An 18,751-nucleotide genomic window follows, 5' to 3' on the forward strand; every position below is an offset into this window, starting at 1 on the left:
TCAGGCAGAAATAGTCTCTGACTGCAAACGGGTTTGGCAGTGCTTGCCCCTTGTTTTATGATGGATATTCGGCTGTATAGGTGGTGAGATTCCCGTGCGTTCTATCTTTGACATGGTGCTGGCGGTTTATGACCGTGCGGCGCTGATGCTTATTTGCCTGTTTTTCCTGACCCGAACACGACATTTTCGTCAACTGCTTCAGCAGGATGAGCACTCACGTTTTGACCTGGCGGTGGTTACTGCCATCTTTTCGCTGTTTGCGTTGTTTAGTACCTGGTCCGGCATCAACGTGGAGGGGTCACTGGTCAATGTGCGAGTGGTCGCGGTGATGTCCGGCGGTATCCTGTTTGGGCCGTGGGTGGGCATTACCACGGGGGTGATCGCCGGGGTGCATCGTTACCTGATCGATATGCACGGTATTACCTCGGTCCCTTGCCTTATCACCAGCATTGTCGCCGGGTTTATGTCTGCCTGGATTCACCACCGCATCCCGCGTGATCGCCACTGGAGTGTGGGCATTGTCGGCGGCATGTTGTGCGAGTCGCTGACCATGTTGCTGGTTGTACTGTGGGCCCGGCCGTTTTCACTGGGGCTGGACATTGTCGCGCATATCGCAATTCCGATGATTCTGGGGGCGGTCAGTATTGGGTTGATCGTGCTGCTGGTGCGTAGCGTGGAAGGAGAAAAAGAGGCGGTAGCTGCGCGGCAGGCCAAGCTGGCGTTGGATATCGCCAATAAAACGCTGCCGTTGTTTCGCCATATCAATAGTCAGTCGCTCAGTACGATCTGCGGTATTATCCGTTGCGATATCGATGCCGACGCGGTGGCGATCACGAACACCTCACAGGTGCTGGCTTACGTGGGGGTAGGGGAAGAGAACTACCACAGCGGCGATCGCGACCTGAGCCCGACGACGCAATTGGCGCTCAAGAGCGGAAAGATTATCATCAAAAACAATGATGAGGCCTACCGCACCCCGGAAATCCATTCGATGATCGTCATCCCGCTGTGGGAAAAAGGCGAAGTGACCGGTGCGCTAAAAATCTATTACCAGCGGGCGCACCGCATCACCTGGTCGCTCAAAGAGATGGCTGTCGGGTTGTCGCAAATTATCTCCACCCAACTTGAGGTGTCACGCGCTGAGCAACTGCGTGATATGGCAAACCGTGCGGAGCTGCGGGCGCTGCAAAGCAAGATCAATCCACATTTCTTGTTTAACGCGCTGAATGCCATTTCCACGTCTATCCGGCTCAACCCAGATACCGCGCGCCAGCTTATTATCAATTTGTCGCGTTATCTGCGCTACAACCTGGAGCGCAATGACGAGGAACTGATTGATATAAAAAGCGAGCTTTATCAGATAAAAGATTACATCGCCATTGAGCAGGCGCGCTTTGGCGATAAGCTGACGGTGATTTACGAGATTGATGAGGACGTCAGTTGCCTGATTCCCGGTCTGCTGATTCAACCGCTGGTTGAAAATGCGATTGTTCACGGTATCCGTTCTTGCAAAGGCAAGGGGGTGGTGACGTTGAGTATCCGGGAGCAGGGGGGCCGCATCCGGGTGGCGGTGCGTGATACCGGTATTGGCATCAGCGATGAAGTGATTGCCCGCGTGGAGCGCAATGAATTACCGGGTAATAAGATTGGTCTGCTCAATGTACATCATCGGATCAGACTGCTGTATGGGGAGGGGTTGCACATTAGTCGCCTCAACCCGGGGACGGAAATCGAATTTTTTATTACCCGCGACAACACTGAGCGTGTGGATAACGCGGTGGCGTTTCCCTCAGAGCAGGGCCGGTGACAGGAGAATAACGTGAAGGCGATCATTGTCGAAGATGAATTTCTGGCACAGCAGGAGTTGAGCTGGCTTATCAAGCAACACAGCCAGATAGACGTGGATGCGGTGTTTGATGATGGCCTCGATGTGCTGAAATACCTGCAGGATAATCGAGTGGATGTCATCTTCCTTGATATCAACATCCCTTCGCTGGATGGGGTGATGCTGGCGAAAAACATCAGCCAGTTTGCGCATAAGCCGCTGATTGTCTTCATTACCGCCTATAAGAATCATGCGGTAGAGGCGTTTGAGCTGGAAGCGTTCGATTATATTCTCAAGCCTTATCACGAAACCCGCATTGTCGGCATGCTGCAAAAACTTGAAGCGGCGTGGCAGCAACAGCAATTACCTGCTCATCCCAGCAGCGACAGCAACCGTCCGGCACCGATGACCATCAATCTGGTCAAAGATAAGCGGATTATCGTCACCAACATCCACGATATCTATTACGCTGAATCCCACGAAAAACTGACCTTTGTGTACACCCGGCGTGATGAATTTGTCATGTCGATGAACATTACCGAGTTTTGCAGCCGCTTGCCGGAGGCCTACTTCTTTCGCTGCCACCGTTCGTATTGCGTAAATTTGAGCAAGATCCGTGAGATAGAACCCTGGTTCAACAATACCTATATCCTCAAACTGAGCGATCTGGATTTTCAGGTGCCGGTGAGCCGCAGCAAAGTGCGGGAATTCCGTCAACTGATGCGTCTGTAGTGGTGAGGAGATCAGACGTCAGACATGAGAAGATAGATTTACTGTCATTAATACCGCTCTGGATGCATTTCATTCCCTGATTCATGCCGTTCATGCCGTTCTTTAATCCGTGGTGGTGACCCTTCCTTATACTGGTGCCATTCGCAGGCCGTTTTGCCCGCATTGTCGTTACACCAGAAAAATCGAGGCTACCGTTATGAACGGAAAACCAGTAAATCGCGGCGTTATTGTTGCCGGAACCATCCTGTCTCAAATGGGGCTGGGAACCATCTATACCTGGAGTCTTTACAATCAACCGCTGGTTGATAAATTTCACTGGCCGCTCAGTTCGGTTGCCACAACGTTTTCCCTTACCAGCTTTTTCCTGGCTTTCGCGACCTTGTTTGCTGGCCGCATTCAGGAGCGTATCGGTATCCGCAAGCTGACATTGATTGCCGGTCTGGTGTTGGGTGTGGCGTTGATGGCGACATCCATGGTGTCGTCACTGCCGATGCTGTGGTTACTGGTCGGGCTCGTGGTCGGGTTTGCCGACGGTACGGCATACATCACCACGTTATCCAATCTGATCAAGTGGTTCCCGAATCGCAAAGGTGTGATTGCCGGGGTGTCCGTCGGCGCGTATGGCACCGGGAGTCTGGTGTTTAAATACGTCAATAGCGCGCTGCTGACGCACGTTGGTGTGTCCCAGACGTTTTTCTGGTGGGGAGCCATGGCGTTAGTGATGATCACCGGCGGCGCGATGCTGCTGAAAGATGCACCGGTACAGCCGGTCCAGACGGCGGCTCAGGGCGGCAACGTTAACTTCACGGTCAGTGAAATGCTGCGTCGCAAAGAGGCCTGGTTGCTGTTTGTGGTGTTCTTCACCTCCTGCATGAGTGGGTTGTACCTGATCGGTATTGTGAAGGATATCGGCGTCAAAATGGCTGGGTTGGATGTGGTCACGGCTGCCAGCGCCGTATCAGCGATTGCCATTTGCAACACCGCCGGTCGCCTGATCCTGGGGTATCTGTCTGATAAAGTCGGTCGTTTGCGGGTGCTGAACTTCACGCTGCTGGTCACTGCACTGGCTGTCACAGTGATGGCGTTCCTGCCGCTCAATGCGATGACGTTCTTCCTGTGCACCGGGGCGGTAGCCTTCTGCTTCGGCGGAAATATTACGGTCTACCCGGCGATTGTGGCTGATTTCTTCGGCCTCAAACACCACAGTAAAAACTATGGGCTGATTTATCAGGGGTTTGGCTTAGGCCCGTTGGCCGGTTCCTTTATCGCCGCCGCACTGGGCGGCTTCCACAGCACCTTTATCGCTATTGCTCTGTTGTCGGTGGTTTCGCTGGTGATTACCCTGTTTATCCAGCCGCCGAAAGCGCCGCGTGAGCAGGACATCCCGCTGGTTGCTCACGGCAGCCACGCCTGATAATCACATGCTTACGTGTAGCCAAACGCCATCGCCACCTGCGGTGGCGTTTTTTTATCTGGGGACTGTGGTTGGGTGGGTATGGCAGAGGGCAACATGACAGGGATCAACATGGAAAAGAGAAACATGGCAGGGATAAGTCGTGGAGAAGACACAAACAAAAACGCCGCACAGTTGTGCGGCGTTTTTGCTGGCTCGTCGAAACGTTGTAGTGTAATTACACGCGAACGAAATCGATGTGAGTCAGTTTCGGCTTGAACGGATGACGCTGAACAGCCTGGATTTTTGCTTTAGTTTTTTTGCCATCGATAACCAGGACGATTTCACCGTACAGGCCTTCGCTGTTACGATCTTCCAGGTTTTTAACGATATCGTGGTCCAGTTCGATGGAAACCGGTGCTTCGCTACCACCGTAAACGATAGCGGGGAATTTACCGGTAGTGCGCAGGCGGCGGCTCGCACCCTTACCCTGCTCTTTACGTACTTCTGCGTTGATAGTAATCATTGCTTTCTCTACTTAATAAAATGACCCTGTTACAGGCGACCCAGCAACAGGCAGGATAATCCGCTTTGTTCAAATAACTATACCCGTCATACTTCAAGTTGCAGGTGTGTTGGCGGCGTTCGTTCACCCGAATCACTTACCTGAGTAAGCTCATCGGGATTCACTCTCTTGCCGCCTTCCCGCAACTCGAATTATTTTGGGTATATGTTGATATTCGAAGTAAAAGCGGGCGAGATTCTAGCGGAATATGGCCGTGCGGGCAAATAAAACTGCCTAAGGCTAGCTGCGCAGTTCGTTTGCCCGGCGATAGCGGCCCTGATAATCGAAGATTTTTTCCCGCACCTGCCAGTATTTTCCCTGCAGGCGAGCCACCACGAAGTCCGGCGCCCGCAGCAACGCCTGCTGGGCCACCACGTCGTCGGCGCGTTGCCAATGGAACGGGACGCCGGGTGCCCGCTGATGAACACGCAGAAACACATGGTTAAACGCGTTACGCTGGGCTGATGTATGCAGGCGAAAGCGCTCGCTGACATCGGCACCGTCTTCGTCGTGATAGGTGATACGCAGCCATTCGCCTTTAGCATCGGTACCGTGTTGCAGTTGCATCCCGCTACAGCGTAGCACCAGCGCATCTTTGAGCTTTAACGCGGCTTTTAGCATGTCATCCGGGTCAACCAACAGCGCATCGCAGGTCTGGCAACGTCGGGCGGCGATATCGTTTTCCGCGCCGCAATGCGGGCAGCTCTTGAAACGAAAACGGTAGTCGCACTGTTGGCGTTTGCCGTGCTCGTCATCCTGCCAGCCCTGACAGCGGCGGCCGTAATGTTCTATTACGCTGCCGTCATCGGTGCATTTACCCCAGAACAGGTTGGCGAAACCGCATTGTGGGCAGAATACCTGCACGGGTTGGCTGTCACTGTGCGGTTTGCTGTTGCCGACCTCTGGCGTGTAGAGGTCAAAGGGATTACCGGCATAATCGAGTATCAGGCAGTCGGTTTTCCCGGGAAACAGGCGCAAGCCACGCCCGATGATTTGCTGATAGAGGCTGACGGATTCCGTCGGGCGTAGAATGGCGATAGCGTCGACATGCGGTGCATCAAAACCGGTCGTCAATACCGACACGTTCACCAGATAGCGCAACTGCTGCTGTTTGAAGGCGCTGATGAGCGCGTCACGCTGTGGGGTAGGGGTTTCCCCGCTGATAAGCGCTGCTTCGCTGGGCGGTAACAATCCTTCGATTTCCCGGGCATGCTCCACCGTGGCGGCGAAAATCATCACGCCGCGCCGATCGGCGGTGTACTCGATGATTTGGCGGACTATCTGTGGCGTGACCCGCTGCTGACGTTTTACTTCCCGGTTTAAGTCCACCTCGCTGAACAAGCCATGACTGCGGGCGGCTAACTGGCTGAAATCGTACTGCACCACTGGCATATCGAGCCGCTCCGGTGGCACCAGAAAACCATGGCGGATCATGTAACGCAGCGGCAATTCGTAGATACAGTCGCGGAACAAACAGCTCTCGTCGCCACGGATCATGCCGTGGTAATGGTACTGATAGATCCACCCCCGCCCCAGGCGATAAGGCGTTGCCGTTAACCCCAGTAGCCGTAACCGGGGATTTGCTCGCTGCAAGTGCTGAATAATTTGCTGATACTGGCTGTTTTCATCGTCGCTAATGCGGTGACACTCATCGATAATCAGCAGCGAAAACGCATCGTCAAATTTGTCAGGATGGCGAGCGACCGACTGCACACTGCCGAATACTACTTTGCCCGTGCTGTCACGCTGGTTGAGCCCGGCGGCGAAAATGTCCGTCGGTAAACCCAATGCGCAATATTTCGCGTGATTCTGCTCAACCAGTTCTTTGACGTGCGCCAGTACCAATACCCGCCCGCGCGCCAGCCGCGCCAATTCGGCAATCACCAGGCTTTTGCCTGCGCCGGTGGGTAAGACGATCACCGCCGGAGCGGTGTGCTGGCGAAAATAGGCAAGGGTAGCGTCAACCGCTTCTTGCTGGTACGGGCGCAGTGTAAATGACATCAGTGGCGGCAGATTTTGCTTTCGTGGGTCGTAAAGCCGTTATCTTGCGCAATGAATTTGCCTTTGTCAGCCAGAAATTGCACCAGCCCGGCGGCGGTCATGTCGCTGGCAGAGCAGGTATGAAAGCGGGCATCGCGGCCAAAGCGCGCCTCGATGGTGGCAATCAGTTCATCAGTGGTAAAGGATCTGTTGGCGGTCACCATCATATGTAATACTTCATGACCGTGAATCGATGACATAATAGGTCTCCTGATAATTATCGGGCGATTTATCGCCGTATGACGGCGAAGCATCGCTATAGACTTTACGTGCATTGCCGGCCGATAGCGGCAGGATGGCAACGTGGTAAAGTTGCTTTTATTATGCTTTTTTAAACGATACAGAGAGGCGGTCTACATCAATATCTTTTCTGAAAGAGGATGTTCGGTGTGAAAGACAACGCCTTATTCCTGTCAGGTGACGTTACGTCCGTACCTGACCGGCAATTCGTGATCACCATAGGCAGTCATTCATTAATGCGATTGGATAAATTTCTTTCCCAGCAGTTGGGAATCAGCCGTTCTCTGATAGTGCGCGAACTGCGTGCACAGCGTGTGACAGTAAACGGTGAGGTGGTAAAAAGCGGGGCATTCAAACTGTTGCCAGAGCATGAAGTGGCGTTCGACGGCAATGTACTCGAGCAGCAGAATGGGCCGCGGTATTTCATGCTCAATAAACCACAGGGTTATGTGTGCTCAACTGACGATCCTGACCACCCGACGATTTTGTATTTCATGGACGAACCGGTCGCGCACAAGTTGCATGCTGCCGGGCGGCTGGATATCGATACCAGCGGGTTGGTGCTGTTGACCGATGATGGGCAGTGGTCACACCGTATTACCTCGCCAAAGCACCATTGTGAAAAAACCTATCTGGTGACGCTGGAGCAGCCACTGGCGGCAGATACGGCGGAAAAATTTCAGGCAGGTGTTCAACTGCATAATGAGAAGAACCTGACCCGCCCAGCCACACTGGAGGTGCTGTCTGAACATCAGGTCCGTCTGACTATCAGTGAAGGGCGTTACCATCAGGTGAAACGTATGTTTGCGGCGGTCGGCAACCACGTGGTGGCGCTGCATCGTGAACGTATTGGTGCCATTACATTGGATGACACGCTGGAGCCGGGTGAATACCGGCCGTTGACACAGGAAGAAGTCGACAGTTTCGGGCAGTAACCAACGCGTTGTCGTCGGTCTGTCCTCATCTGGCTTGATGTGTGTGATCAGGCCTGACGTTTTTGCCCCGCTGCTATGGCGGCGGGAACTGTTCTTCTGTCTGGAGAAATGTTTGTCGTGCAACCACCCTCATCTTCGCGCGTCGGTCTGATTTTTATCCTGGGGTTGATATCGATGCTGATGCCTATCGCCATCGATATGTATCTGCCTGCCTTGCCCGTGATTGCAAAAGAATTTTCTGTTGATCCCGGCCGGGTGCAGATGACCCTCAGTTCGTATGTGCTCGGCTTTGCGATTGGGCAGGTGTTTTACGGCCCGATGTCGGACAGCATCGGTCGTAAGCCGGTGATTCTGGGGGGCGTACTGATTTTTACGCTGGCTGCTGCGGCCTGCGCACTGTCGCAAACGGTCGAACAACTGATTCATATGCGTTTTCTGCACGGTCTGTCCGCCGCGTCGGCCAGTGTGGTGATCAACGCGTTGCTGCGTGACCGATTCTCGAAAGATGAATTTTCGCGCATGATGTCATTTGTGATTCTGGTCATGACGGTAGCGCCGCTGCTTGCGCCAATTATCGGCGGCGCGTTGCTATTCTGGCTGAGCTGGCATGCCATTTTCTGGACGATTGCGGCGGCCTCGCTGGTGGCGACAGTCCTGGTATGGTTATGTGTGCATGAAACCTTGCCGGTAGAGCGGCGGCAGCGTTTTCGCCTGCGTACCACGCTGAGGAATTTTTTCCAGTTGGTTCGTCATCGTCGCGTTTTCAGCTATATGTTCGCCAGTGGGTTGTCGTTTTCCGGCATGTTCGCTTTTCTCAGTGCCGGGCCGTTTGTGTACATCGACCTGAACGGGGTGTCACCTCAACATTTTGGCTACTACTTTGCGCTGAATATCGTGTTCCTGTTTCTGATGACATTGCTCAACAGCCGTATCGTGTCGCGCATGGGGGCGATGTTCATGTTCCGGCTGGGGTTGATCATCCAGTTTGTGATGGGAATATGGCTGGTGGCGGTTTGCAGTTTCCATCTGGGTTTTTTCCCGCTGGTACTGGGCGTGGCGGTGTTCGTGGGCTGTGTTGCTACCGTGGCGTCTAACGCCATGGCGGTGATCCTCGATGACTTCCCGCACATGGCCGGTACGGCGTCGTCACTGGCCGGGACGCTGCGTTTCGGGCTGGGGTCGCTGATGGGTACGGTGTTGTCACTGGCAACCGCTCAAAGCGCCTGGCCGATGGTGAGTGCCATGGCCGTGTGCTCGGTTGCTGCCCTCGGTTTATTTCTGTACGCCAGTCGGCGTTAATGCCACCTTTCTGTCTTTTTTCTGATAAGACTGCCAGCGCATGGCTGGCAGTTCGCCCGCCTGTCGTTCCTGAATTGTGAAAATTTTGAACCAAAAGTGAACAACTAGAAGAAATGGGTTGAGATATTGGGAATAAAAGGTTACATATAGCGCAAAATCGATCAGGAACGTGATCTTGTTAACGTTTTGACCAGTGACCACATTGAGCGCCATGCTTCTGGGTTGGCCTCATTATGAAGATATGTTGATTTTTTGTATCTAAATCGTGGTAAAAGAAAGATGTCTGGCAAAAAATCCTATGAGTTTATGTTATAATTTTGTGAATTTATGGCTGCTTAGCTGAGGAAGACGCTGTGAATACTCTCCAACTTTCGGTAGTCCATCGCTTGCCGCAAAGTTATCGATGGTCATCGGGTTTTACTGGTGTCAAAGTTGAACCGATTCCGCTTTGCGGTCTGGATGACGACAGTTATCTGATTGGTTTTAAACTGCTCAGCCATGACGGCGACGAAGCCCGTCAGATCATGCGGCATCTCAACCAGTCGCTGGATGAGATCCAACTGCAATGTGCCGTGGTGGAGTGGGAAGGCGAGCCTTGCCTGTTTTTGTATCGTCAGGACGAGAGTGCGGCGATGTGTCGTTTGAAAGATGTGGGTGTGGCGATCGCCGAATCGGTTTGCGCTCAATACCCGTTCTAACCGGCAGCATCGGTATCGATGCTGCCTGATTTCTGTTCTCATGTACGTCTGACATGTACTTCTGAATCGTTGTCAGGCTGACAGCTGTAATAGCGCTCGGGTGTAATCCTGCTGCGGATGTTCAAAGATTTGTCGGCAGTCGCCTTGCTCGACTACCTCACCATGGCGCAGCACGATGACCTGATGGCAAAGTGCACGTACGACGTGCAAGTCATGGCTGATGAACAGGTAAGCGAGCTGGTGGGTCTGTTGCAGGGTTTTCAGCAGCGCCAGAATCTGTGCCTGAACCGTGCGATCGAGCGATGAGGTCGGCTCGTCGAGAATCAGCAATTCCGGTTGCAGTATCAAGGCCCGGGCGATAGCAATACGCTGACGCTGACCGCCGGAAAACTCTGATGGGTAGCGGTGACGATTATCCGGATCCAACCCTACTTCCTGCATGGCCTGAATAACCCGCTGTGTCTGTTCTGTCGCGCTCAGTCGGTGATGGACCCGCAGCCCTTCCGCGATAATTTGCTCCACATTTAGTCGAGGGTTCAATGAGCCGTTGGGATCCTGAAAAACGACCTGAATGCGGCGACGAAACGGCAGCATTTGCTTGCGGTTAAATTGGTGCAACGGCTGACCATCAAACCAGATCTCGCCCTGACTGCGCAGTAACCGCAGCAATGCCAGCCCGGTTGTGCTTTTCCCTGACCCCGACTCACCCACCAGCCCGATGCTTTCGCCACGGCGCAGACAGAAGCTAAGCGCCTGCAGTACCGACTTTTCCCCCATCGTACGGCGTAGCAAACCGCGTCTGATTGGGAAGTTGACACCCAGCCCCCGGACATCCAGCAAGGCCGACGTATCCGAGGTGAGCGGTAATGCTTCCCCGGTTGGCTCGGCATCCAGCAATTGTCGGGTATAAGAATGTTGTGGCGCACTGAACAGCGCATGGGTTCGGTTCTGCTCGACGCAGCGCCCTGCCTGCATGACAGCAACCCGGTCAGCCAGCCGACGCACAATATTCAGGTTGTGGGTAATAAACAGCAGGCTCATGTTCAGTTCCTGCTTGAGTTCATTGAGCAGGTCCAGAATTTGCGCCTGTACGGTGACATCCAGCGCAGTGGTCGGTTCATCCGCAATCAACAGGCGGGGTTGTGTCAGCAATGCCATGGCAATCATCACTCGCTGGCGCTCACCACCGGAAAGCTGGTGAGGGAAATCCGCCAGCCGTCGCGCCGCCTGACGAATGCCAACACGTTCAAGACAACGGATGATTTCGTCATGGGCGGCGTCACGACGCATGCCCCGGTGCAGCGAGAGCACCTCGGCCAGCTGTTTTTCAATGGTGTGTAGCGGGTTAAGCGACACCATCGGTTCCTGAAAGATCATGGCAATCTGGTTACCGCGTACCTGGCGCAGTTGCTGTTCACTGGCGTGTAGCAACGACTCGCCGGCAAACAGAATATCGCCCTGAGGGTAGACCACAGGCGGCGAAGGTAACAGGCGCAACACCGATAACGCGGTGATGCTTTTGCCGGAACCGGATTCCCCCACCAGCGCCAGCGTTTCTCCGGCGGCAATACTCAGTGAGACGTTTTCGACCACACACCGTTGCTGATCGCCGCGGCGAAACGCGATACTCAGGTCACGAATGTCAAGTAAAGGTTGTTCGGACATATCAATGCGCCTTGCTCGGGTCAAAGGCGTCGCGAACGGCTTCGCCGATAAAAATAAGCAGTGACAGCACCACCGCCAGCACGATGAAGACGGTGATGCCAAGCCACGGTGCCTGTAGGTTGTTTTTCCCTTCCAACAATAAACCACCGAGTGACGCCGAGCCCATCGGTAAACCGAACCCCAGAAAATCGAGTGAGGTCAGGGTGGTGATAGAACCACACAAAATAAACGGCAGGTAGGTGAGGGTAGCGACCATCGCGTTGGGCAGCATGCAGCGGAACATGATGGAACGATCGCTAACGCCCATGGCCTGTGCGGCGCGAATATAGTCGAAATTGCGGGTGCGCAGAAATTCTGCTCGCACCACACCGACCAGCGCCATCCAGCCAAACAGCACCGTAATGCCCAGCAGCCACCAAAAGTTTGGTTGAATCACGCTGGAGAGCAGGATAATCAGGAATAGCGTCGGCATACCGGACCAGACCTCGATAACGCGCTGCCCCCACAAGTCGATACGCCCGCCGTAATACCCCTGGCAGGCACCGACCACTATGCCAATCAGGCTGGACAGCAACGTCAACGCCAGCCCAAACAGAATGGAAATACGAAAGCCATACAGGATTTGCGACAGCACATCACGCCCCTGACTGTCGGTACCGAGCCAATTCTGGCCCGAGGGCGGCGAGGGGAACGCATGCTGGGTAGCATAATTGATGGTGTCGTAATGATAGTGAATCGGTGGCCACACCACCCAACCGCCTTGTTCCAGTCGCTTTGCCAACCAAGGGTCGCGGTAATCGGCCGCTGTCGCCAGTTGGCCACCAAACGTGGTTTCACTGTAATCCACGATAAACGGCGTGTACCACTGCCCGTTGTAATGCACCAATAACGGCTTATCGTTAGCGATTAACTCCGAGCCGAGCGTCACCAAAAACAGCACCAGAAAAACCCATAACGACCAGTAACCACGGCGATTAGCACGAAAACGTGCCCAGCGCGCCTGATTAATCGGGCTTAGACGACTCATTGGCGCTCCTCGAAGTCGATACGCGGGTCAACCAGCGTATAGGTCATGTCGCTGAGAATATTTAGCAACAGGCCGATGAGAGTAAAAATGTACAAGGTGCCGAACATCACCGGGTAATCGCGCTGCAAGGTGGCGTCGTACCCCAAAAGACCGAGGCCATTAAGGGAAAACATCACCTCGATCAGCAGGGAACCGGTAAAGAACATGCTGATGAACGTGGCGGGAAAACCGGCTATGACCAGCAGCATGGCGTTGCGAAATACGTGACGGTAGAGGATCTGTTTCTCTTCCAGGCCTTTGGCGCGGGCGGTGATCACGTACTGTTTGCGGATTTCGTCCAGAAATGAGTTCTTGGTTAGCATGGTCAGCGTGGCGAAGCCGCCGATCACGGTCGCCAACACCGGTAATGTAATGTGCCACAGGTAATCGATGACCTTGTCGAACGCGGAGAGGCTATCAAAATGCGGGGATACCAGCCCGCGTAGCGGGAACCAGTCCAGATAACTGCCACCCGCGAACACGACGATCAGCAAAATAGCGAACAGAAAGGCGGGAATGGCGTAACCGATAATAATCAGCGTACTACTCCAGACGTCAAACGCCGAGCCATTACGCACCGCCTTGTTAATACCCAGAGGAATCGATACCAGATAGATAATCAGTGTGCTCCACAGCCCAAGGGATATCGAAACCGGCATGCTCTCTTTAATCAATGCAATCACGGATGAACCGCGAAACAGGCTGTTGCCGAAGTCAAAACGGACATAATCCCACAACAGTTTGAGGTAACGTTCATGCAGCGGTTTATCAAACCCGTAGCGTTTGGTGATTTCAGCGATCACTTCCGGGTCCAGACCACGGGCACCCCGATAGGTGTTTTCCACCGAGGGTTTGCCCCCCGGGCCACGAGCCAGCCCACCGCCGTCGTTGCCACCCATGCTAAACCCCGTGCCCTGACCCATTTCAATGGATGCAATGGCCTGATCAACCGGGCCGCCCGGCGCGATTTGCACAATAAAAAAGTTGATAGTGATGATGGCCCACAGCGTGGGGATCACCAGCAGTAATCGGCGTAACAGGTAAGTTCCCACATCGGCTCCTTATCGACGCGCTGTCGGCAGGGTGGCGGCTTTACTGGCGTCATACCACCAGCTGTCGATACCCAGCGAATAGGCCGGGCGGGTTGCCGGCATGGCGAATTTGTTCCAGTAGGCGAAATGGTCGTGGTTGGAATACCACATTGGGATCGCAAACTGGTTCCAGGTGAGTACCCGGTCCAACGCCGGGCCCAATGACAGCAGCGCGGCTTTATCACCTTGATGACTGACAATGTTATCAATCAACTGATCGATAGCCGTATCTTGTACACCCGGCGAATTGTAGGAAGAATTGATGTAGGCGGAGCTCCAACTGATCGCCAGATCGGAGCTGGGGTAGGGCATCGCCGGATACAGTTTCGGGATCATGTCGAAATCGCGCTTGCGAAACCGATTATTGAATTGCGGGCTGTCGACGCTGCGTACTTCCATACGGATGCCGAGCCGAGCCAGATTGTGTTGGAATGGCAACACATAGATAGCGTTTGAGGCACTCGGTAGCAGCAATTCGAAACGAAAAGGCTGGCCGGTGTGCTTATTGACCAGCACCTGATTTTTCAATTCCCAACCCGCTTGCTGCAACAGGTGTAATGCCTTGAGCAGACCCGCGCGATCATAGCCACTGCCATCGGATTCCTCCGGGCGGTATGCCGGGCCGAAAACCTCGGCGGGAAGACGGTCTTTCAGCGGTGTCAGCCAGGCCAGCTCAGCAACGGATGGCATTCCCTGAGCGGCGTACTCGGTGTTCTGGAAAAAGCTGTAAGGGCGTTGGTAGCGACTAAAAAACAGAGCCTTGTTCATCCAGTTAAAGTCAAAAGCGAGTGCCAGCGCCTGACGTACCCGGCGATCGCTAAACTGTGGGCGTTGGATGTTAAACACCAGCCAACGGGTATCTTGCGCCGCCTGATTAGTTTCATCTTTCTTCAGAATATAACCCCGTGCGAAGTTACCGCCTTCGTACTGGGTTGCCCAGTGCTTCGGTGAACCTTCGATGCGTAGATCGAAGGCACCCGCTTTGAAGGCTTCCAGCGCGACGCTGTCATCCAGGTAGTAGTCGTAACGCAACTGGTTAAAGTTGTAGCGCCCCCGGTTGACCGGCAGGTCAGCAGCCCAGTAGTCGGTTACGCGTGAATAAATCACGTATTGCCCCATGCGGTAATCGGTGATGCGATAAGGACCACTGGCTAACGGTGGGGTGCTTAACGGGTCGCTGAGTTTGTGATCGCGCCAGAATTTTTCCGGCATGACCGGCAGCGTTAACATCCCCAGCATTTTCTCTTTGTCAGGCTCTGGGAAGGTAAAACGCACCCGGTGTGGATTAATCACACTGGCTTCGGCACCTTTGTAGTAAAGACGAAACTGCGGCACACCCTGCGTCATAAACATTGTGAACGTGAACGCCACATCAGAGGCGGTAATCGGCGAGCCGTCATGGAAACGGGCGGCCGGGTTCATGTCTATTTCTATCCAGCTGTAGTCGCTGGCATAGCGGGCGTTAAGCGCAATCAGCGGGTAATAACTGCCCGGCTCGTCTTCCGAACTGACGTAGAGCGAATCGTAAAGGCTTTCAGTACGAGCCGCAGCCAGGCCACGCAACGCAAAACGGTTAAAGTTATCGAAGGTGCCCAGTGCGCTGTACGTTACATTACCGCCTTTGGGGGCCGCCGGGTTGGTATAATCGTAGTGGGTGAACCCCTGTGGGTACTTAGGCTCACCCAGAGTGGCGAACGCGTAGGTCTGCAATGTCGTAGGAGCGGCATAAGCCAGCCAGGTGCAGGCGGACAGTAAGGCGACGATAATCGCACGTGTAAACATCGAAAGGGCTGACTCCTGATAACCTCATGTTTCTCCGTATGAAAGTAGACCGAACGGAGAAAAAGCCTGAAATTCCTGGCAATCGCGATGCCGGACGCTATGGCGTTCTGTTTTACCACGAAATAACACGTTGAACCTACTGTTAATCAACCCGGATGATGATCGGGAGGCAACAGACAGGTAATAAAAAAAACGCCGCTGTTTGGCAGGCGGCGTTTTCTGGTTGTCTGGACGACATCAAAGGAAAAGTAAATCAGCTGTGCGGCGCTTGTGCCAGCACCCGGCGAGCTTCACGGTAGCGAGGCTTCCAGTAGCTGTCATCCATGCTGGATATCGTCACACCAATACTGGTGGAAGCATGAACGAACTGCTGGTTACCAAGGTAGATACCCATGTGACGGCCGGTTGAACCCGCATGAAATACAACCAAATCACCGGGACGCAGCTTACTGCGCTGAATTTGAACACCGATGTCTTGTTGCTCATAGCTGGAGCGCGGCAAGTCTATACCAAACTGTTCGCGGAAAGTGCGCTGAACGAAACTGGAGCAATCGATGCCTTTACGGCTGTCGCCCCCGAGACGATAGCGTACGCCTTTCCAATTGGCGTATTGTTCAAGCAACTTGGATTTGACTTCCACGTTGCGAACCATCGCTTCGAATTCATCCTGAGAGGCTTGTAGTGAAGGGTCACCACCGTTAACCACACGCCTATCAGTTTGATTATTAACATTTGCATTGTTACTGGTACAGGCAGAAAGCGCTATCGCTACTGCCACGGCAGGCAACACCCGCCAGATATATCTCAGAGTCGGTTGAGATTTGACCATTGTTGTTATGTTCCCTTGATGTCCTTAACGATTAAATCGCTATGCTGTGTTTATAAACACTGTTATCTATGCCAAACAAAACGAGTGTCAGACTAAAGCACTACTTTTCATGGGACAATTATTCGTCTGTTAATTTGTGCAACACCGCACACTATTATCGGTGTTGCAACATCTATTTAACTGGCCGGATGTCTGCCCATGAATCCTGGACCTCGACGACCATACCTTAACGAAAACCAGATTGCGAGTTTTTTTGTCTTTTTTGTTTATATGATTTCGTGATGAAATATCCCACGTCAGCCCGATAAAACACTGCGATAGGCGTACAGAACGAGAAATAAAAGAGAGTATGGCGTTCTGACAGATATCCCTACTGCCGTTTCATGTCGGCCGTTTAACGTCGACACGACGCGCTACCGGTTGTGCTTACCTCTCTGCTTACCTCTCGCGGCAATCTAACAGCTGTTTTTGCAGCGTGTTCCATTCCGCTTCTGAGTCATTAATGATTTCGATACGGCTGTCTGGCGGTGAAGCTGGCTGTGTTTCAATGCGCAGGTCGAATCCCTGACGATTGACCACCAACGTACCTTCCGCAATACGCATCACACCTTTAATACGGCTTACCGGTGCCAACCGCACCCAGTCGAGCAGACGAGCGGTGTTGAATTGGGTCTCGCCATCAAAAATCCAGCCACAGGCGTAATACCCCTGGCCCTGATTCAGCGCACGACGCCAGCGTTCATGACCCGTCAGTTTAAGTGCTGCCAGTCCAGTTTTCGCCGGTGCATCGTGATGGTGGTGGCGGGCATCCGGCAGTGCGGTGTGATTGTCCCGCGGTAGGTCCAATACGGCGGTATCGACCTGCCCCTGAGACGCTGTTAGCAGTCGACGCCCCTGGCCCTGCTGTTGATGCCAGTGTTGTAGCGCATCGCGGTCGCTCTGTTGCCAGGTGTCTTCTTTATTAGCAATGATGACATCCGCTGCGGCAAGCTGATCGCGGAAGTTTTCATTGTCGGTATAACGGCTGTCGCCGAGCTGGCGTGGGTCCAGTACACACAAGGTGGCCTGTAGCTGGAGCCATGACTGGTAGGCTTCAGAGGTCAGCAGTGTCAGAATTTGCTTCGGGTGACCCAGGCCGGTAGGTTCAATCAGTAACCGATGCGGTTTTTTCTGCAACAGCATGTTGAGCCCTACCTGCATCGGCAGGCCGTTGACACAGCACATGCAACCGCCAGGGATCTCTTTGAGCAGTGCGCCAGTGTCGCTTAACAGCGCGCCATCGATACCGATTTCACCAAACTCATTCACCAGCACCGCCCAGGTTTCGCCTTCGGGTTTATGAGAGAGCAGATGCCTGATGGTGGTGGTTTTGCCGCTACCGAGGAAGCCGGTAATCAGGTTTACTTTCGTCAACACAGGAGTCTCCTTGCGTGTGCGGGAAGCGTCTGACATGGCCTGTCAGACGCGGAGAAGGGGCTTGGTTGGCTAACTCATTCAGTCCGCACGACCCATATAGCGGCGCTCAGGGATGTGAATACGGATTTTTTCACCTGCACTCAGGTATTCCGGCACCTGAATCACCAGACCAGTAGTCAGTGTGGCTGGTTTGTTGCGAGCGCTGGCTGAAGCCCCTTTGATGCCCGGTGCGGTTTCGACAATTTCCAGATCGACGGTCTGCGGCAGTTCCAGCGCCAGCAACTGACCCTCCATCGTCAATACCTGAATACCCGGCATGCCGCCTTCCGGGATAAACAGCAGTTCGTCTTCGATCTGCTCTTTTTTGAAGGTATACGGGGTGTAATCTTCCTCGTCCATAAAGATGTATTCGTCGCCATCAATATAAGAGAAGGTGACAGAGCGACGGGTCAGGGTGATAGTGTCCAGAATGTCATCACCTTTGAAGCGCTCTTCTACTTTCAGTCCGGTGCGAACGTCAGCGAAACGCATTTTGTACAGTGTGCTGGCACCACGGGCGCTGGGGCTTTGGATATCAATGTCTTTCACCAGCAGCAGTTTACCGTTGTAGTTAACGGCCATGCCGCGTTTGATCTCATTCGCTCTTGCCATGAAATGTACCTTAAATAAAGAAGAGAAATTTTTGTGGCGACACGTTACTCGTCAGGATGGGTTCAGGCAAGAGGGATTTGTGGCTGTCTGGCACCAGACAAACTACCCGAGGGATAAACACGGCAGAAATGAAAACGATGCTAAACCGACCGCGAATGGCACGGATAGCACGAATAGATGCACGAATAGAGAGTAGTAGCCTTGCGGCCGCCAGCCTGTTAGGCTCTGCGACCTGCACTAGCAAGGGGAATCCCCGGAGGTCACTGATGGAATGTCGTTCTGATTGTGGAGCCTGCTGTACCGCACCGTCTATCTCCAGCCCGATCCCCGGCATGCCGCAGGGAAAACCCGCTAATACGACCTGTATTCATCTTGATGAGCGTATGCGTTGCGGCCTGTTCTTTTCGCCCTTACGTCCGGCGGTATGTCGTGGGTTGCAACCCAGTTGTGACATGTGCCGCAACAGTCGTGATGAGGCGATGCAATACCTTATCGAACTGGAAGATGCTACCGCGCCCTGAGCG

17 protein-coding genes are annotated in these 18,751 nt (G+C 53.7%); 7 read left to right on the plus strand and 10 right to left on the minus strand.

Going from position 1 to position 18,751, the window contains the following annotated elements; all coding sequences use genetic code 11:
* The first annotated feature begins 94 nt into the window (after nt 1-94).
* The 3 genes from LF929_RS08630 (at nt 95) to LF929_RS08640 (ending at nt 3,971) form a co-directional block, all read left to right on the plus strand.
* The gene (locus LF929_RS08630; protein WP_226093149.1) at nt 95-1,807 is read left to right on the plus strand and encodes a LytS/YhcK type 5TM receptor domain-containing protein; all 1,713 of its coding nucleotides are present in this window, start codon (nt 95-97) and stop codon (nt 1,805-1,807) included.
* 12 nt (nt 1,808-1,819) lie between these two features.
* On the plus strand, nt 1,820-2,557 hold the full coding sequence (locus LF929_RS08635; protein ID WP_016942547.1) for a LytTR family DNA-binding domain-containing protein: 738 nt from the start codon (nt 1,820-1,822) through the stop codon (nt 2,555-2,557).
* 196 nt (nt 2,558-2,753) lie between these two features.
* Nucleotides 2,754-3,971, plus strand: coding sequence for an OFA family MFS transporter (locus tag LF929_RS08640; RefSeq protein ID WP_024109877.1), 1,218 nt, complete (start codon nt 2,754-2,756; stop codon nt 3,969-3,971).
* Nucleotides 3,972-4,188: 217 nt separating this feature from the next.
* Here the strand turns inward: LF929_RS08640 and rplY are convergent, their stop codons facing one another.
* The 3 genes from rplY to LF929_RS08655 form a co-directional block, all read right to left on the minus strand.
* Nucleotides 4,189-4,476: a 50S ribosomal protein L25 gene (gene rplY / locus LF929_RS08645; RefSeq protein ID WP_226093148.1), complete on the minus strand. Its 288-nt coding sequence runs from the start codon at nt 4,474-4,476 to the stop codon at nt 4,189-4,191.
* Nucleotides 4,477-4,755: 279 nt separating this feature from the next.
* Complete coding sequence (locus LF929_RS08650) at nt 4,756-6,516, minus strand: DEAD/DEAH box helicase (RefSeq protein WP_226093147.1); 1,761 nt, start codon at nt 6,514-6,516, stop codon at nt 4,756-4,758.
* Nucleotides 6,516-6,755 (minus strand): YecH family metal-binding protein, encoded by a 240-nt coding sequence (locus LF929_RS08655; RefSeq protein WP_038904653.1) that lies wholly within the window; start codon nt 6,753-6,755, stop codon nt 6,516-6,518. Before LF929_RS08655 ends, LF929_RS08650 begins: the two co-directional genes overlap by 1 nt.
* A 276-nt stretch (nt 6,756-7,031) precedes the next feature.
* On the opposite strand from LF929_RS08655, the gene rsuA reads away from it, so the two are divergent.
* The 3 genes from rsuA to LF929_RS08670 all read left to right on the plus strand — a co-directional run bounded on the left by rsuA (nt 7,032) and on the right by LF929_RS08670 (nt 9,727).
* Nucleotides 7,032-7,730 carry a 16S rRNA pseudouridine(516) synthase RsuA gene (rsuA, locus tag LF929_RS08660; protein WP_038906376.1) on the plus strand — a complete coding sequence of 233 codons (699 nt, stop codon included), beginning with the start codon at nt 7,032-7,034 and terminating at the stop codon, nt 7,728-7,730.
* 117 nt (nt 7,731-7,847) lie between these two features.
* Nucleotides 7,848-9,029: a Bcr/CflA family multidrug efflux MFS transporter gene (locus tag LF929_RS08665; protein WP_038906374.1), complete on the plus strand. Its 1,182-nt coding sequence runs from the start codon at nt 7,848-7,850 to the stop codon at nt 9,027-9,029.
* 353 nt (nt 9,030-9,382) lie between these two features.
* Entirely contained in the window at nt 9,383-9,727 is a 345-nt protein-coding gene (locus LF929_RS08670) for a YejG family protein (RefSeq protein ID WP_012885040.1), read from the plus strand.
* Between the two features lie 72 nt (nt 9,728-9,799).
* On the opposite strand, the gene yejF is transcribed toward LF929_RS08670, so the two are convergent.
* The 7 genes from yejF to yeiP all read right to left on the minus strand — a co-directional run bounded on the left by yejF (nt 9,800) and on the right by yeiP (nt 18,227).
* On the minus strand, nt 9,800-11,392 hold the full coding sequence (gene yejF / locus LF929_RS08675; protein WP_226093146.1) for a microcin C ABC transporter ATP-binding protein YejF: 1,593 nt from the start codon (nt 11,390-11,392) through the stop codon (nt 9,800-9,802).
* A gap of 1 nt (nt 11,393) precedes the next feature.
* Complete coding sequence (locus LF929_RS08680) at nt 11,394-12,419, minus strand: ABC transporter permease (RefSeq protein WP_226093145.1); 1,026 nt, start codon at nt 12,417-12,419, stop codon at nt 11,394-11,396.
* On the minus strand, nt 12,416-13,510 hold the full coding sequence (locus LF929_RS08685) for a microcin C ABC transporter permease YejB (protein WP_012885037.1): 1,095 nt from the start codon (nt 13,508-13,510) through the stop codon (nt 12,416-12,418). The genes LF929_RS08680 and LF929_RS08685 overlap by 4 nt, the downstream gene beginning before the upstream one ends.
* Nucleotides 13,511-13,519: 9 nt before the next feature.
* Entirely contained in the window at nt 13,520-15,331 is a 1,812-nt protein-coding gene (locus tag LF929_RS08690) for an extracellular solute-binding protein (protein WP_226093144.1), read from the minus strand.
* A 253-nt stretch (nt 15,332-15,584) separates the two neighbouring features.
* Nucleotides 15,585-16,160 carry a bifunctional murein DD-endopeptidase/murein LD-carboxypeptidase gene (gene mepS / locus LF929_RS08695; RefSeq protein WP_038904648.1) on the minus strand — a complete coding sequence of 192 codons (576 nt, stop codon included), beginning with the start codon at nt 16,158-16,160 and terminating at the stop codon, nt 15,585-15,587.
* Between the two features lie 438 nt (nt 16,161-16,598).
* A complete protein-coding gene (locus LF929_RS08700; RefSeq protein WP_038908245.1) occupies nt 16,599-17,576 on the minus strand; it encodes a GTP-binding protein in 978 nt (325 codons plus the stop codon).
* Nucleotides 17,577-17,654: 78 nt separating this feature from the next.
* Entirely contained in the window at nt 17,655-18,227 is a 573-nt protein-coding gene (gene yeiP, locus LF929_RS08705) for an elongation factor P-like protein YeiP (RefSeq protein ID WP_016942532.1), read from the minus strand.
* 266 nt (nt 18,228-18,493) lie between these two features.
* Between yeiP and LF929_RS08710 the strand changes: the two genes are divergently transcribed.
* Nucleotides 18,494-18,748, plus strand: coding sequence for a YkgJ family cysteine cluster protein (locus tag LF929_RS08710; RefSeq protein WP_226093143.1), 255 nt, complete (start codon nt 18,494-18,496; stop codon nt 18,746-18,748).
* The last annotated feature ends 3 nt before the right edge of the window (nt 18,749-18,751 follow it).

The sequence above is a fragment of the Dickeya oryzae genome (genome assembly GCF_020406815.2).
GTDB lineage: Bacteria > Pseudomonadota > Gammaproteobacteria > Enterobacterales > Enterobacteriaceae > Dickeya > Dickeya oryzae.